Annotated in this window: 13 protein-coding genes; all 13 read left to right on the forward strand. The window is 67.3% G+C overall.

Features of this window, described 5'->3' with window-relative positions; genetic code table 11:
- The first annotated feature begins 13 nt into the window (after positions 1-13).
- Positions 14-1,093, forward strand: a complete 1,080-nt coding sequence (locus RZE77_RS05485) for a pilus assembly protein PilM (protein WP_012746289.1) — start codon at positions 14-16, stop codon at positions 1,091-1,093.
- Positions 1,090-1,710: a PilN domain-containing protein gene (locus RZE77_RS05490; protein WP_124957441.1), complete on the forward strand. Its 621-nt coding sequence runs from the start codon at positions 1,090-1,092 to the stop codon at positions 1,708-1,710. Before RZE77_RS05485 ends, RZE77_RS05490 begins: the two co-directional genes overlap by 4 nt.
- Before the next feature lie 7 nt (positions 1,711-1,717).
- Positions 1,718-2,401, forward strand: a complete 684-nt coding sequence (locus tag RZE77_RS05495; RefSeq protein WP_124957440.1) for a type IV pilus inner membrane component PilO — start codon at positions 1,718-1,720, stop codon at positions 2,399-2,401.
- Positions 2,398-2,940: a pilus assembly protein PilP gene (locus RZE77_RS05500; protein WP_319430119.1), complete on the forward strand. Its 543-nt coding sequence runs from the start codon at positions 2,398-2,400 to the stop codon at positions 2,938-2,940. The genes RZE77_RS05495 and RZE77_RS05500 overlap by 4 nt, the downstream gene beginning before the upstream one ends.
- A complete protein-coding gene (gene pilQ / locus RZE77_RS05505; RefSeq protein ID WP_319441026.1) occupies positions 2,937-5,078 on the forward strand; it encodes a type IV pilus secretin PilQ in 2,142 nt (713 codons plus the stop codon). The genes RZE77_RS05500 and pilQ overlap by 4 nt, the downstream gene beginning before the upstream one ends.
- 23 nt (positions 5,079-5,101) lie before the next feature.
- Entirely contained in the window at positions 5,102-5,650 is a 549-nt protein-coding gene (locus tag RZE77_RS05510; RefSeq protein ID WP_319430123.1) for a shikimate kinase, read from the forward strand.
- Positions 5,651-5,682: 32 nt separating this feature from the next.
- On the forward strand, positions 5,683-6,795 hold the full coding sequence (gene aroB, locus RZE77_RS05515) for a 3-dehydroquinate synthase (protein WP_319441027.1): 1,113 nt from the start codon (positions 5,683-5,685) through the stop codon (positions 6,793-6,795).
- Positions 6,796-6,817: 22 nt separating this feature from the next.
- A complete protein-coding gene (locus RZE77_RS05520) occupies positions 6,818-7,948 on the forward strand; it encodes a deoxyguanosinetriphosphate triphosphohydrolase (protein ID WP_319441028.1) in 1,131 nt (376 codons plus the stop codon).
- Positions 7,949-8,010: 62 nt separating this feature from the next.
- Positions 8,011-9,273, forward strand: coding sequence for an MFS transporter (locus tag RZE77_RS05525; RefSeq protein WP_319441029.1), 1,263 nt, complete (start codon positions 8,011-8,013; stop codon positions 9,271-9,273).
- Positions 9,270-9,845 carry a DUF1415 domain-containing protein gene (locus RZE77_RS05530; protein ID WP_319441030.1) on the forward strand — a complete coding sequence of 192 codons (576 nt, stop codon included), beginning with the start codon at positions 9,270-9,272 and terminating at the stop codon, positions 9,843-9,845. Before RZE77_RS05525 ends, RZE77_RS05530 begins: the two co-directional genes overlap by 4 nt.
- Positions 9,842-10,726 carry a class I SAM-dependent methyltransferase gene (locus RZE77_RS05535; protein ID WP_319441031.1) on the forward strand — a complete coding sequence of 295 codons (885 nt, stop codon included), beginning with the start codon at positions 9,842-9,844 and terminating at the stop codon, positions 10,724-10,726. The genes RZE77_RS05530 and RZE77_RS05535 overlap by 4 nt, the downstream gene beginning before the upstream one ends.
- 38 nt (positions 10,727-10,764) lie before the next feature.
- On the forward strand, positions 10,765-11,460 hold the full coding sequence (locus RZE77_RS05540) for a transposase (protein WP_319441032.1): 696 nt from the start codon (positions 10,765-10,767) through the stop codon (positions 11,458-11,460).
- A 182-nt stretch (positions 11,461-11,642) separates the two neighbouring features.
- Positions 11,643-16,391, forward strand: coding sequence for a glutamate synthase-related protein (locus tag RZE77_RS05545; protein ID WP_319441033.1), 4,749 nt, complete (start codon positions 11,643-11,645; stop codon positions 16,389-16,391).
- Positions 16,392-16,410 lie beyond the last annotated feature (19 nt).

Raw genomic sequence — 16,410 nt, forward strand, 5'->3', positions numbered from 1 at the left:
AAAGGGACCTAACTTGGCTGCTTTCGGATCATTGTTTCGCCGTCAGAACGCCCCCATGCTCGGCCTGGATGTCAGCTCTTCCAGCGTGAAGCTGGTCGAGCTCGGCCGTGAAGCCAGTGGCAAGCTGGTTCTCGAGCGCTGCGCGATCGAACCCCTGGAGCGGGGCTGGATCACCGACGGCAACGTCGAGAAGTTCGACGAAGTGGCCGAAGCCGTCCGCCGCGTCGTGCGCAAGAGCGGTACCCGCACCCGCAACGTCGCGCTGGCGCTGCCTCCCTCGGCGGTCATCACCAAGAAGATCATTCTTCCGGGCGGCATGAGCGAGCAGGAGCTCGAAATCCAGGTCGAGTCCGAAGCCAACCAGTACATCCCGTTCTCGCTCGACGAAGTCAGCCTCGATTTCTGCGTGACCGGGCAGAGCACCGCCTCTGCCGGCGACGTCGAGGTGCTGATCGCCGCGTCCCGCAAGGAAAAGGTCCAGGACCGCGAAGGCCTGGCCGAGGCGGCCGGGCTGAAGGCGGTGATCCTCGACGTCGAGTCCTACGCCTCCCGCCTCGCGACCGCTCGCCTGATCGAGCAATTGCCGGGCAAGGGCCTCGATGCCGTGGTGGCGCTCTTCGAAGTGGGCGCCTTCACCACCAGCATGCAGGTGCTGCGCAACCAGGAAGTGCTGTACGACCGCGACCAGGCCTTCGGCGGCGCGCAGCTGACCCAGCTGATCGTGCGCCAGTACGGTTTCTCGGCCGAAGAGGCCGAAGCCAAGAAGCGCAGCGGCGATCTGCCCGACGACTACGGCTCGGGCGTCCTGAAGCCCTTCGTGGAAAGCATCGCGCAGGAAATTGCCCGTGCGCTGCAGTTCTTCTTCACCAGCACGCCCCACAACCGCGTGGACTACGTGCTGCTTGCAGGCGGCTCGGCCTCGCTGCCCAGCCTCACCAGCGCCGTGACGCGCCAGACCTCGTTCGCCTGTTCGCTCGTGAACCCGTTCGACGGCATGGAACTGGGTCCGAACATCCGCGAGAAGAAGGTCCGGCGCGAAGCGCCTTCCTACCTGACCTCCTGCGGCCTGGCCATGCGGAGGTTCGTGCAGTGATCCTCATCAACCTGCTCCCCCACCGCGAAGCCGCACGCAAGCGGCGCCGCGAAGCGTTCTACGGCACCCTGGGCGCGGCTGCTGTGCTGGGCGTGCTGATCGCCGGCCTGGGCTATCTCTGGTTCGAGGCGCAGATCTCGGCCCAGCAGGACAAGAACAATTTCCTGAAGACCGAGATCACCAAGCTCGAAGTCGAAATCAAGGAAATCTCGACCCTGCAGGAAGAAATTGCCGCGCTGCGCGCGCGCCAGCAGGCGGTCGAAGACCTCCAGGGCGACCGCAACCTGCCGGTGCACCTGCTCAACGAACTGGTTCGCCAACTGCCCGACGGCGTCTACCTGACCAGCATGAAGCAGGACAACCAGACCGTCACGCTGCAGGGCATGGCGCAGTCGAACGAGCGCGTGTCGGAGCTGCTGCGCAACCTGGGCAACAACAGTCCGTGGCTGGTCAAGCCCGAACTGGTCGAAATCACTTCCGCGACGGTGAGCCTGAGTCAGCGCGACCAGCGCCGCGTGGCGAACTTCACCATGCGCATCGGCCTCAAGCGGCCGACCGACGCGCAGAAGGCCGCAGCCGACAAGGCGCTGGCCGCAGCGGCGCCAGTCAAGGGGTAGACGGATCATGGCAAGCAATCGCCCCTCTCAAAAAATGGACGTCGGCGCGGCGCTGCGCGGCTTCGGCGACCAGTTCCGCAACCTGAATCCGAACGACCCGTCCGCATGGCCGGCGGTGCCCCGCTACGCCCTGTGCCTGGCGGTGACCGCCCTGGTGCTCGCAGGCCTCTGGTTCCTCTGGCTTACCAACTCCAACGACGAGCTCGAGAGCGAGCGTGCCAAGGAAGTCACGCTGCGGGCCGACTACCAGAAGAAGGTGGCGCTGGCCGCCAATCTCGATCTGCTGAAGAAGCAGCGCGAGCAGGTGCAGCAATACGTGACGCTGCTCGAGAAGCAGCTGCCCAGCAAGGCGGAAATGGACGCATTGCTGTCCGACATCAACCAGGCCGGCCTCGGACGCAGCCTGCAGTTCGAACTGTTCCGCCCGGGACAGGTTTCGGTGAAGGACTACTACGCAGAGCTGCCGATCGCCGTGCGCGTGACCGGCCGCTACCACGACATCGGCTCTTTCGCCGCCGACGTCGCGAGCCTCTCGCGCATCGTGACGCTGAACAACCTCACGATCACTCCGCAGCAAAAAGACAAGGACGGCACCCTCACGATGGATGCCACGGCACGCACCTACCGCTATCTCGATGACGAAGAGCGGGCGGCCCAGAAACGCGCCGCGGCGCCGAAGGCGAAGAAATGAGGACGACCGCCAAACTCCTGTGGCTGGTCGCGGCCGCCCTGGGCCTGAGCGCCTGCGCCGATTCGGAGCAGGAAGACCTGCGCCGCTGGATGGTCGAGCAGCGCGCCCAGGTCAAGCCCACGGTGCCGCCGATCACGGAACCCAAGAAGTTCACCCCCCAGGCCTACACCGAGGGTGCGGCATTCGAGCCGTTCAACCTGCTGAAGCTGACCCAGGCGCTGCGCCGGGAATCGAACCAGCCCAGCACGTCGGAACTGATCGCACCCGAGCTGGTGCGCCGCAAGGAAGCGCTCGAAGCCTTCCCGCTCGACTCCATGGCCATGGTGGGCAGCATGAACCGCAACGGCCAGCCGGTGGCGCTGGTTCGTGTCGACAAGCTGCTCTACAAGGTGCGGGTGGGCGAGTACCTGGGCCTCAACTACGGGCGCATTACCCGTATCAACGAAACCGAAGTCGCCCTGCGTGAAATCGTGCAGGACGCCGCCGGTGAATGGATCGAACGCGTGGCGACATTGCAGCTGCAAGAGAGTGCGAAATGAATCATAAAAAATCAACGATGGCACAGCGGCTGCGAGCTGCGGGGCTGGGTCTGCTGGCACTTGGCGCTTTCGCTTTGGCCCATGCGCAAAACGCCATCGAGGCGGTGACCAGTTCGACGCAGTCCGGCGCGGAGGTGATCCGCATCGACCTTGCCCAGCCGCTCGCGGCCTTGCCGACCGGCTTTGTCGTGCAGACGCCGGCGCGCATCGCGCTCGACTTTCCGGGTGTCACCAACGCCATCGGCCGCTCCGCCATTGAGGTGAACCAGGGCAACCTGCGTTCCGTCAATGTGGTCCAGGCCGGCGAGCGCAGCCGGGTGGTGCTCAACCTCAAGCAGGCAACCGCATACAAGACCGAGATCCAGGGCAAGTCGCTGCTGGTGATTCTCGAACCCGCGGCCGGCACCGCGCTGGCGTCGTCCACGCCCACCGTCTTTGCCGAGAACCGCAACCGCGACACCCTGCCGCTGCGCGACGTCGACTTCCGCATGGGTGCGGACAACACCGGCCGCGTGATCGTCGACCTGCCGAACAACCAGGTGGGCGTCGATGTCAAGCAACAGGGCAAGAACCTCGTCGTCGAATTCACCAAGTCGACGCTGCCCGAGGGGCTGCGCCGCCGCCTCGACGTGGCCGACTTCAACACCCCGGTCCAGCTGATCACCTCGCAACAGTCGGGCGACCGCGTGCGCATGACGATCGAGGCCAAGGGCGACTGGGAGCACAGCGCCTACCAGAGCGAAAACCAGTTCGTGGTGGAGGTTCGCGCCCGCAAGGTGGACCCGACCAAGCTGACGCAGGGCGTGGGCTACACCGGCGAGAAGCTCTCGCTGAACTTCCAGAACATCGAGATCCGCTCGCTGCTGCAGGTGATCGCCGACTTCACGAACTTCAACATCGTGACCTCCGACTCGGTCACCGGCGCGCTGACGCTGCGGCTGAAGGACGTACCCTGGGACCAGGCCCTGGACATCATCATGCAGGCCAAGAACCTGGGCATGCGCAAGAACGGCAGCGTGCTGTGGATCGCGCCCAAGGACGAAATCAACGCCAAGGAAAAGCTCGAATTCGAAGCCAAGGCCGCGATCGAGAACCTGGAGCCGCTGCGCACCCAGTCGTTCCAGCTCAACTACACCAAGGCGATTGCCATTGCGCAGGGCCTGACCGGCACCGGCGCCTCGGCCGGCGGCGGTGGCGGCTCCGGCACCACCACCCGCATCCTGAGTCCGCGCGGCAGCGTGATCGCGGAGTCACGCACCAACCAGCTGTTCGTGTCGGACATTCCGTCGCGGCTGCAGCAAGTGGCCGACCTGATCCAGAAGCTCGACATCCCGGTTCGGCAGGTGCTGATCGAAGCGCGCATCGTGGAAGCTTCCGACACCTTCGGCAAGTCGCTCGGCGTGCGGCTGGGCGGCGGTATCTCCCGCGAGCGCGTCGCGTCGGCCAACGGCAATCCGGCATACGGCACCTTCGGCGTCATGCCCACCACCACCGCTGGCGGCGTCGGCGCCGCGGCAGCCACCTGGACCAACTCCAACTTCATCAACCTGCCCGCAGGCGATGCCGGCGGCACCGGCAATGCGCCCGGTACCTTCGCGATCTCGCTGTTCAACTCGAGCTTGTCGCGCATGCTGAACCTCGAGATCTCGGCGCTCGAGGCTGACGGCAAGGGCAAGCTGGTGTCCAGCCCGCGCGTCATCACGGCCGACCAGACCAAGGCGCTGATCGAGCAGGGCGAGGAAATTCCCTACCAGCAGGCCACGTCCAGCGGCGCCACCTCCATTTCGTTCCGCAAGGCGGTGCTGAAGCTCGAGGTCACGCCGCAGATCACGCCCGAAGGCAACATCATCCTCACGCTCGACGTGAGCAAGGACGCCCGCGGCGTCAACACCTCGGCCGGCCCGGCCATCAACACCAAGCACGTGCAGACCGAGGTGCTGGTCGAGAACGGCGGCACGGTCGTCATCGGTGGTATCTTCGAACTCACCGAAACCAATGACGAATCGCGCGTGCCGGTGCTGGGTGAAGTGCCCTACCTGGGTGCACTGTTCCGCAAGCGCGAACGCGTTGCCAACAAGACCGAAATGCTCGTCTTTATCACTCCGAAGATGATTACCGACCGCAACGCCGCGCGCTGACGCGCGGGCGTAGCAGCCACCGCGTGGCGATCGCACTCGTCGGGTTGCCCGGCGCCGGAAAGTCCGCAGTGGGCCGGCGCCTGGGCGCACGCCTGGACCTTCCCTTCGTCGACACCGACCACGTGATCGAGCAGCGCATCGGCTGCTCGATCCGCGATTACTTCGAGCGGGAGGGCGAAATCGCCTTCCGCGACCTCGAGCAAACGGTCATTGCCGATCTGGCCGCCCAGCCCCACGGCGTGCTGGCCACGGGCGGCGGCGCCGTGCTGCGGGAAGCCAACCGCCAGCAGCTGCGGGACCACTTCCACGTGATCTACCTGCGCTCCTCGCCTGAAGACCTGTTCCGGCGCCTGCGCCACGACGTCAAGCGGCCCCTGCTGCAGGTGGCCGATCCGCTGGGGCGGCTGCGCGAACTGCACGATGCGCGCGATCCGCTCTACCGCGAAACGGCCCACGAGGTGGTCGACACCGGGCGCCCCTCGATCGCCATGCTGGTGAACATCATCGTGATGCAGCTGGAGCTTGCCGGCATCGTGGCTGCGGGCACGCCGCCCGAAGAGCCCTCCGACTGAAGCGCCGGCGCGCAGCGCCTAAACTCGCTGCCATGCCATTGCCCGCACCTTCCGCACCGCCAGAACGCGTCGATATCCAGCTCGGCGAACGCAGCTACCCGATCCTGATCGGCGCCGGCCTGCTGGACGACCCCCAGAGCTTCGCCGCCGTGCCCGCGGCCGCCAGCGCGCTGGTCGTCAGCAACACCACCGTGGCGCCGCTCTATGCCAAGGCCCTGCGCGATGCGCTGGCCGGGCGCTTTCGCACGGTCCACCTGCTCGAGTTGCCCGACGGCGAGGTGCACAAGAACCTCGAGACCCTGAACCTGATCTTCGATGCGCTGCTCGGCCACGGCAGCGACCGCAAGACCGTGCTGTTCGCCCTGGGCGGCGGCGTGGTGGGCGACATGACCGGCTTTGCCGCCGCGAGCTACATGCGCGGCGTGCCTTTCGTGCAGGTGCCGACCACGCTGCTGGCGCAGGTCGATTCGTCGGTGGGCGGCAAGACCGCCATCAACCACCCGCTCGGCAAGAACATGATCGGCGCCTTCTACCAGCCGCAGCTCGTGGTGTGCGACCTGGGCACGCTGCAGACGCTGCCGCCGCTCGAGCTCAGCGCGGGCCTGGCCGAGGTTATCAAGTACGGCCCGATCCACGACATGGCCTTCTTCGACTGGATCGAGGCGAATGTCGACGCCCTCGTGGCGCGCGAGCCGGCCGCACTGGCCTACGCGGTCAAGCGCAGCTGCGAGATCAAGGCGCTGGTCGTGGGCCAGGACGAGCGCGAGACCGGCCTGCGCGCCATCCTGAACTTCGGCCACACCTTCGGCCATGCGATCGAGTCGGGCCTGGGCTACGGCGAGTGGCTGCATGGTGAAGCGGTCGGCTGCGGCATGGTGATGGCGGCGCACCTGTCGCAGCGGCTCGGCGGCGTCGATGCGGCGTTCGTCGAACGGCTCACGCGGCTGATCGAGCGCGCCGGCCTGCCGACCGTCGGCCCGGCGCTGGGCGCGGACCGGTACCTCGAACTGATGCGGGTCGACAAGAAGTCCGAGGCGGGCGAGATCCGCTTCGTGGTGATCGACAAGCCGGGCTCCGCCGCCGTCAGCAGCGCGCCCGATGCGCTGGTGCGCGAAGTGCTCGCGCGCTGCTGCCAGGCGGAATGAGCGCCGCGCCGAGGGTGCACCGATGAGCCTCGCGGCCTATGCCTGCCACCCCGCGCGCTCGCGCGGGAGGCGCCATGCCGAGCCGCCGGCGCCCACGCGCGACGCCTTCCAGCGCGACCGCGACCGCATCGTGCATTCCACCGCGTTCCGGCGGCTGGTCTACAAGACGCAGGTCTTCCTGAACCATGAAGGCGACCTGTTCCGCACCCGGCTCACGCATTCGCTCGAAGTCGCACAGCTGGGCCGCTCCATCGCGCGCGCGCTGCGCATCAACGAAGATTTGGTGGAAGCGATTGCCCTCGCGCACGACCTCGGCCACACGCCGTTCGGCCATGCGGGGCAGGACGCGCTCAACGCCTGCATGGAAGGCCACGGCGGCTTCGAGCACAACCTGCAGAGCCTGCGCGTGGTCGACGCCCTGGAGCACCGCTATCCGCAGTACGACGGACTGAATCTCAGCTTCGAGACGCGCGAGGGCATCCTCAAGCACTGCTCGCGCGCCAATGCCGAGCGCCTGGAGGCGGGCGAGCCCCACGGCGTGGCGCGCCGCTTCCTCGACCGCACGCAGCCGGGCCTCGAGGCGCAGCTGTGCAACCTGGCCGACGCGATCGCCTACAACGCGCATGACATCGACGACGGCGTGCGCTCCGGCCTGATCAACGTCGAGCAGCTCGGCGAGGTGGAACTGTTCGAGTGCTACCGCCGCGAAGCGCTGGCCGAATACCCGCAGCTGGAAGGGCGGCGCGTGCTCTACGAAACCATCCGGCGCATGCTGAGCGCGCAGGTCTACGATGTGATCGACGCCACCCGTGCGGCCCTGGAAGCCACGAAGCCGGCCGATGCCGACGACGTGCGCAACGCGCCGCCGCTCGTTGCGTTCAGCGAGACGATGCAGGCGCAATCGAACGAGCTCAAGGCCTTTTTGTTCCGCAACCTCTACCGCCATCCGCAGGTGAGGCAGACCACCGACCAGGCGCAGCAGGTGGTGCGGGAACTGTTCGAGGCTTATCTGGAGCGCGGCGCCGAAATGCCTGTTTCCTACGCAGACCGCCGCGACAGGCAGCGCGCCGTCGCCGACTACATCGCCGGCATGACCGACCGCTTCGCCGTGCGCGAGCATGAACGGCTGACCGGCCGACGCGGGATTTCATGAGCGCAGCGCCGGGCCGCCCCAAGCAAGCGCGCACCGCAGCCCGTCAGGGCGAAGGTGGTCCCATGAGTCCTGCGGCTGTTGCTTCCGCGCGCGTTCCGGCCGCCGCCTTTGCCGTGGTGCTGGGCGGGGTCAGCGCCGCGCTGCACCTGGGCAAGCTGCCGCCCGCGGTGCCGGCGCTGCAGGCGTCGCTCGGCATCGACCTGGTCGAGGCCGGATTCCTGCTGTCGCTGGTGCAGGTGGCGAGCATGAGCCTGGGGCTGATCGCCGGGCTTGCGGCCGACACCATCGGCCTGCGGCGCAGCATGCTGGCCGGCCTCGTGGTGCTGACGGTGGCGAGCCTGCTCGGCGGCGCGGTCGGCGCGGGCTGGCTGGGCGGCGCCTTTGCGGTGCAGTGGCTGCTCGGCCTGCGCGCGCTCGAAGGCATCGGCTTTCTGCTGGCGGTCATGCCGGGGCCGGGGCTGATCCGCGCCCTGACGCCGCCGGGCGCGGACAAGGCGGCGCTCGGCGTATGGGGCGCCTACATGCCGCTGGGCGTTGCGCTTGCGCTGCTCTTCGGGCCGGCGCTGATCGCCTGGGGCGGATGGGCCGACTGGTGGTGGACGCTGTCGGCCGTGTCGGCCGCCGCGGCGCTCTGGCTGTGGTTGGCGGTGCCCGCGGACGCATTGCGCACGGGTGCGGCGCGCGGCATGGCCGGCGGCTGGCCGTCGCGCCTGCGCGCCACGGTCGGCGCACGCGCACCCTGGATGATCGCGCTGACCTTCGCCGTGTATTCGGCCCAGTGGATGGCGGTGATCGGCTTTCTTCCGGCCATCTACGCCGGCGCCGGCGTGCCGGCCGGCTGGGGCGCGGTGCTCACGGCGGTGGCGGCCGCGATGAACATCGTCGGCAACGTCGCGGGCGGCCGCTGGCTGCAGCGCGGCGTCGCGCCCGAGCGCCTGCTGCAGGCGGGTTTCCTGGCCATGGCGCTGGGCGGCTTTGCGGCCTTTGCGCAGGCGGGGCAGGGCGCCGACGCACTCGGCCTGCCGCCGGTGCTTCGCTATGCCGCGGTCTGCGTCTTTTCGCTGGGCGGCGGCATGGTGCCGGCCACGCTGTTCCTGCTCGGGGTCCGGCTGGCGCCCGGCCCGTCCACGGTTTCCACCACCGTCGGGCTCATGCAGCAGGCATCGTCCCTGGGGCAGTTCCTGGCACCGCCGGCGGTGGCCTGGGTGGCGCTGCGTGCCGGCGGTTGGCACTGGACGTGGACCGCCACGCTCGCATGTTCGCTGGCGGGCATGGCCCTGGCGCGGCGCCTCGGCCAAATTCGCCCTTCGGCGGAGGTGGCATGACCAGCCCGGCGACAATCGATGCCATCCAGGCCGAAGCCGACATGCGGCGCTGGCTCGAACGCGCGGTGATCGGACTCAACCTGTGCCCGTTCGCGAAGGCGGTGCACGTCAAGGCGCAGATCCACTATGCCGTGTACCTGCCCGCCGACGAAGCCGCGCTGATCGACATGCTTCTGGCAGAGGCCGATGAACTCGCCGCGCTCGATGCCTCCGTGCGCGACACCACCTTGCTGATAGCACCCAACACCTTGGCCGATTTCCTGGACTTCAACGACTTCACGGCACGCGCCGAACGCCGGCTTGCGCGCGCGGGCTTCGACGGCGTGTTCCAGCTCGCGAGCTTCCATCCGCGGTTCCAGTTCGCAGGCACCGACGCCGACGACATCGGCAACGCCACCAACCGCGCGCCGTACCCCACGCTGCACCTGCTGCGCGAAGACAGCGTGAGCCGCGCGGTCGAGGCCTTTCCGGAGGCCGAAGCCATCTTCGAGCGCAACATCGAGACGCTCGAAGCGCTGGGGCCGGACGGCTGGGCCGCGCTGGACGTGGGCCCCGGGAGTGCCCGGCCATGAACACGCCGGCAGCAACCAGGGCCGTGAAGACGGCCAAGACCGGCAAGGCCGAAGCCGAACTGGCGGAGGTCCTGCGTCCGGGCCAGTCCGTCGAGCTTTTGAAGGAACTGCACATCCTCACGCGTGAAGGCCGGCTCAACCAGGATTCGCGGCGCAAGCTCAAGCAGGTCTACCACCTGTTCCAGTTCATCGAGCAGTTGCTGCGCGAACTGCCGGGCGGCGGCGCGGAGGCCACGCTGGCCGACCATGGCGCCGGCAAGTCGTACCTGGGCTTCATCATCTACGACCTGTTCTTCCGCTCGCGCGAGGGCGGCCATGTCTACGGCATCGAGACGCGCAGCGAGCTGGTCGAGAAATCGCGCGTATTGGCACGCCAACTCGGCTTCGAGCGCATGTCCTTCCTGAATCTCACCGTGGCCGAATCGGCCCAGGCGAGCGAGCTGCCCGAGCGCATCGACGTGGTCACCGCGCTGCACGCCTGCGACACGGCCACCGACGACGCGATCGCCTTCGGGCTCGCGAAGAAGGCGCGCTGCATGGTGCTGGTGCCCTGCTGCCAAGCCGAGGTGGCGGCCTGCCTGCGTGAAACCAAGGCACTGGCCTTGTCGCGTACGCCCCTGGCCGAACTCTGGCGCCATCCGCTGCACACCCGCGAAATCGGCAGCCAGCTCACCAACGTGCTGCGCTGCCTCTACCTCGAGGCCAATGGCTACAGCGTCACCGTCACCGAACTGGTGGGCTGGGAGCACAGCATGAAGAACGAGCTGATCCTGGCGCGCCACACCGGGCAGCGCAAGGCTGGCGCAGCGGCGCGGCTCGGCGAGCTGCTGTCGCAGTTCGGACTCGACACGCTGGGTGAGACGCGGTTTCGCCTGCCCTGAACGCCCGCCGAAGCGCATAGCGCCGCGCTCGTCACGCCATGGCCCGTCTGCCCCGCCTCACGCTCCCCGGCCTGCCGCACCACGTGATCCAGCGCGGCAACAACCGCCAGGCCATCTTCATCGACCGCGCCGACCACGAGCGGCTGCTCGGCCTGCTGGCGGACGCGGCCCCGCGCTTCGGCGTGGCGCTGCATGCCTATGTGCTGATGGACAACCACTTCCATCTGCTGGCCACGCCCGACACGACCACCGGGCTGCCGCAGTTCATGCAGTCGGTGGGGCGCAGCTACGTGCGCTATTTCAACGACCGCCACGGCCGCAGCGGCACCTTGTGGGAAGGGCGCTACAGGTCGACGCTGATCCAGACCGAGCGCTATCTGCTGACCTGCATGGCGTACATCGATCTCAACCCTGTGCGGGCCGGCCTGGTGTCGGACGCGCGCGACTTTCCATGGTCCAGCCATGGACACTATGCGGGCCTGCGGCACGACAAGCTGCTGACGCCGCATCCGCTGTACTGGGAACTGGGCAACACGCCCTTTGCCCGCGAGGCGGCGTACGTCGAACTGGTGCGCGGCGGCGTGCGCGCGGCCGACCAGGGCGCGCTCACCGAGGCCACCTTGCGCGGCTGGGCGGCCGGCGATGCGGATTTTTTGGCGTCGCTTCAGAAAGCGACAGAACGCCGCGTCGCCAAGGCCAAGGCCGGGCGCCCGCCGGCGGCTTCCGATTCTTGAGCTGATGCTTTCTCCTCCTCGCGGGAGATGGAAGTTCTGCTACTTTCTTTGATATGTCCCTAATTTTATTCTGACTAGAAAAGTCGGGATTTAATTAGAATCTGACCCCATTTAAAGTGTTTGGCATTCTTTGTGCATCGCAATATCCTTCTCTTCCCTGCGAAAAACTGAAGGAGTGCGCCATGACGACGGCTGCCGAGATCGAACATCTCCAACAACACGGTCTGTATTCCGGTGCCGATGAGCACGATGCCTGCGGCGTCGGCTTCGTCGCGCACATCAAGGGCGAGAAAAGCCATGCCATCGTGCTGCAGGGCCTGAAGATCCTCGAGAACCTCGACCATCGCGGCGCAGTGGGCGCTGACAAGCTGATGGGCGACGGCGCCGGCATCCTGATCCAGCTGCCCGACCGCCTCTACCGCGAAGAGATGGCCAAGCAGGGCGTCACGCTGCCTCCGCCGGGCGAATACGGCGTCGGCATGATCTTCCTGCCCAAGGAGCACGCGTCGCGCGAAGCCTGCGAGCAGGAAATGGAACGCGCCATCAAGGCCGAAGGCCAGGTGCTGCTGGGCTGGCGCGACGTGCCGGTCAACCGCGACATGCCGATGTCGCCCACCGTGCGCGCCAAGGAGCCGCTGCTGCGCCAGGTGTTCATCGGCCGCGGCAACGACGTGATCGTGCAGGACGCGCTGGAACGCAAGCTCTATGTGATCCGCAAGACCGCCAGCGCCAACATCCAGCGGCTGAAGCTCAAGCACAGCAAGGAATACTATGTTCCGAGCATGTCGAGCCGCACCGTGGTCTACAAGGGCCTGCTGCTCGCCGACCAGGTCGGCACCTACTACCTCGACCTGCAGGACAAGCGCTGCGTCTCGGCGCTTGGACTGGTGCACCAGCGCTTCTCGACCAACACCTTCCCCGAGTGGCCGCTGGCCCACCCGTACCGCTACGTTGCCCACAACGGCGAAATCAACACGGTCAAGGGCAACTACAACTGGATGAAGGCGCGCGAAGGCGTCATGTCCTCGCCCGTGCTGGGCGCCGACCTGCAGAAGCTCTATCCGATCAGCTTTGCCGGCCAGTCCGACACCGCCACCTTCGACAACTGCCTCGAGCTGTTGACGATGGCCGGCTACCCCATCAGCCAGGCCGTGATGATGATGATTCCCGAGCCCTGGGAACAGCACGCCACCATGGACCCGCGCCGCCGCGCGTTCTACGAATACCACGCCGCCATGCTGGAGCCCTGGGACGGCCCGGCCTCCATCGTGTTCACCGACGGCCGCCAGATCGGCGCCACGCTCGACCGCAACGGCCTGCGCCCGTCGCGCTACTGCGTGACCGACGACGACCTGGTCATCATGGCCTCGGAGTCGGGCGTGCTGCCCGTGCCCGAGCAGAAGATCGTGCGCAAGTGGCGCCTGCAGCCCGGCAAGATGTTCCTGATCGACCTGGAGCAGGGCCGCATGATCGACGACGAGGAGGTCAAGGCCACCCTCGCCAACAGCAAGCCCTACAAGCAGTGGATCGAGAACCTGCGCATCAAGCTGGACAGCGTCGAGGCCGAGCCGGTGCCCGCGCCGCTCTCGCAGGTCGCGCTGCTCGACCGCCAGCAGGCCTTCGGCTACACCCAGGAGGACATCAAGTTCCTGATGAGCCCGATGGCGCAGGCCGGCGAAGAAGGCATCGGCTCCATGGGCAACGACAGCCCGCTGGCCGTGCTCTCCAGCAAGAACAAGCCGCTCTACAACTATTTCAAGCAGCTGTTCGCGCAAGTGACCAACCCGCCGATCGACCCGATCCGCGAGGCGATCGTGATGTCGCTGGTGTCCTTCATCGGCCCCAAGCCCAACCTGCTGGACATCAACCAGGTCAACCCGCCGATGCGGCTCGAGGTGAGCCAGCCGATCCTCGACTTCGCCGACATGGCCAAGCTGCGCGACATCGGCACCTATACGCAGGGCAAGTTCAAGAGCTATGTGCTCGACATCACCTACCCGCTCGCCTGGGGCTATGAGGGCGTCGAAGCCAAGCTGGCGTCGCTGTGCGCCGAAGCGGTGGATGCCATCAAGGGCGGCCACAACATCCTGATCGTGAGCGACCGCGGCGTGAGCCCGACGCAGGTGGCGATCCCCGCCGTGCTGGCGCTGTCGGCCGTGCACCAGTACCTGGTGCGCGAGGGCCTGCGCACCACGGCCGGCCTGGTGGTGGAAACCGGCTCGGCGCGCGAAGTGCATCACTTCGGCGTGCTCGCGGGCTACGGCGCCGAAGCCGTGCACCCCTACCTCGCGATGGAGACGCTGGCCGCCATGCACGCCGACCTGCCGGGCGACATGAGCGCGGAGAAGGCGGTCTACAACTACGTCAAGGCGATCGGCAAGGGTCTGTCCAAGATCATGTCGAAGATGGGTGTCAGCACCTACATGAGCTACTGCGGCGCGCAGCTGTTCGAAGCCATCGGCCTCAACACCGAGACGGTCAACAAGTACTTCACCGGCACCGCCAGCCGCGTCGAGGGCATCGGCGTGTTCGAGATCGCCGAGGAAGCCATCCGCATGCACAAGGCCGCGTTCGGCGACGACCCGGTGCTCTCCAACATGCTCGACGCCGGCGGCGAATACGCCTGGCGCACGCGCGGCGAAGAGCACATGTGGACGCCCGACGCCATCGCCAAGCTGCAGCACAGCACGCGCTCCAACAACTGGAACACCTACAAGGAATACGCGCAGCTCATCAACGACCAGAACCGCCGCCATCTCACGCTGCGCGGCCTGTTCGAGTTCAAGCTGGATCCGGCCAAGGCCATTCCGGTGGACGAGGTCGAGCCGGCTGCCGAGATCGTCAAGCGCTTTGCCACGGGCGCGATGTCGCTCGGCTCGATCAGCACCGAGGCGCACTCCACGCTCGCGATTGCCATGAACCGCATCGGCGGCAAGAGCAACACGGGCGAGGGCGGCGAAGACCCGGCGCGCTACCGCAACGAACTCAAAGGCATCCCGATCAAGCAGGGCGACACGCTCAAGAGCGTGATCGGCGCGGCCAACGTCGAGGTCGACCTGCCCCTGAAGGACGGCGACTCGCTGCGTTCGCGCATCAAGCAGGTGGCATCGGGGCGCTTCGGCGTCACGGCCGAGTATCTGCATTCGGCCGACCAGATCCAGATCAAGATGGCGCAGGGCGCCAAGCCGGGCGAGGGCGGCCAGCTGCCGGGCGGCAAGGTCACCGAGTACATCGGCAAGCAGCGCTACGCGGTGCCGGGCGTGGGCCTGATCTCGCCGCCGCCGCACCATGACATCTACTCGATCGAAGACCTCGCGCAGCTGATCCACGACCTGAAGAACGCCGCGCCGCATGCGAGCATCAGCGTCAAGCTGGTGAGCGAAATCGGCGTGGGCACCATCGCGGCGGGCGTGGCCAAGTGCAAGAGCGACCATGTGGTGATCGCGGGCCATGACGGCGGCACCGGCGCATCGCCCTGGTCGTCGATCAAGCACGCGGGCAGCCCGTGGGAAATCGGCCTGGCTGAAACGCAGCAGACGCTGGTGCTCAACCGCCTGCGCAGCCGCATCCGCGTGCAGGCCGACGGCCAGATGAAGACCGGCCGCGATGTCGCCATCGGCGCGCTGCTGGGCGCCGACGAGTTCGGCTTTGCCACGGCCCCGCTGGTGGTCGAGGGCTGCATCATGATGCGCAAGTGCCACCTGAACACCTGCCCGGTGGGCGTGGCCACGCAAGACCCGATCCTGCGCAAGAAGTTCTCGGGCAAGCCCGAGCACGTCGTCAACTACTTCTTCTTCGTTGCGGAAGAAGTGCGCCAGATCATGGCCCAGCTCGGCATCCGCAAGTTCGACGACCTGATCGGCCGCGCCGACCTGCTCGACATGCGCAAGGGCATCGAGCACTGGAAGGCTTCGGGCCTCGATTTCAGCCGCCTGTTCGCGCTGCCGATCGTGCCGGCCGAAGTGCCGCGCTTCCACGTCGAGAACCAGGACCACGGCCTGGAGCGTGCGCTCGACGTCAAGCTCATCGAGAAGTCGCGTCCGGCCATCGAGCGCGGCGAGAAGGTGCAGTTCATCGAGGTGGCGCGCAACGTCAACCGCTCGGTGGGCGCCATGCTGTCGGGCGCGCTGACCAAGGTGCATCCGCAGGGCCTGCCCGACGACTCGATCCGCATCCAGCTCGAAGGCACGGGCGGCCAGTCGTTCGGCGCGTTTCTCGCGCGCGGCATCACGCTCTACCTGATCGGCGATGCCAACGACTACACCGGCAAGGGCCTCTCGGGCGGCCGCGTGGTGGTGCGCCCGAGCCTCGACTTCCGCGGCGAAGCGGTGCGCAACACCATCGTGGGCAACACCGCGCTCTACGGCGCGACCACTGGCGAGGCCTACCTCTGCGGCGTGGCCGGCGAGCGCTTTGCCGTGCGCCTCTCGGGTGCCACTGCCGTTGTCGAAGGCACGGGCGACCATGGCTGCGAATACATGACGGGCGGCACGGTCGCTGTGCTCGGCAAGACGGGCCGCAACTTCGCGGCCGGCATGAGCGGCGGCGTGGCCTTCGTCTACGACGAGGACGGCCAGTTCGCCACGCGCTGCAATCTCTCGATGGTGTCGCTCGACAAGGTGCTGACCTCGGCCGAGCAGACGGCGAGCATGCACCGCAAGGTCTGGCACGGCGGCGAGACCGACGAGGCCCAGCTCAAGAAGCTGCTCGAAGAGCACCACCGCTGGACCGGCAGCAAGCGCGCGCGCGAACTGCTCGACAACTGGGCCGTCTCGCGCACCAAGTTCGTCAAGGTGTTCCCGAACGAGTACAAGCGCGCGCTCGCCGAGCTGCACGACCGCAAGGTCGAGCTCACGAGCAGCGGCAACAACGCGCACATGGGCCTGGAGCCGCACGCGTTGGTCGCACCGGCCACGACGGCTGCGGTCTGAGCGGCAACGAAAACGAAGA

The organism is Variovorax sp. SPNA7 (assembly GCF_033807855.1).
Lineage (GTDB): Bacteria > Pseudomonadota > Gammaproteobacteria > Burkholderiales > Burkholderiaceae_C > Variovorax > Variovorax beijingensis.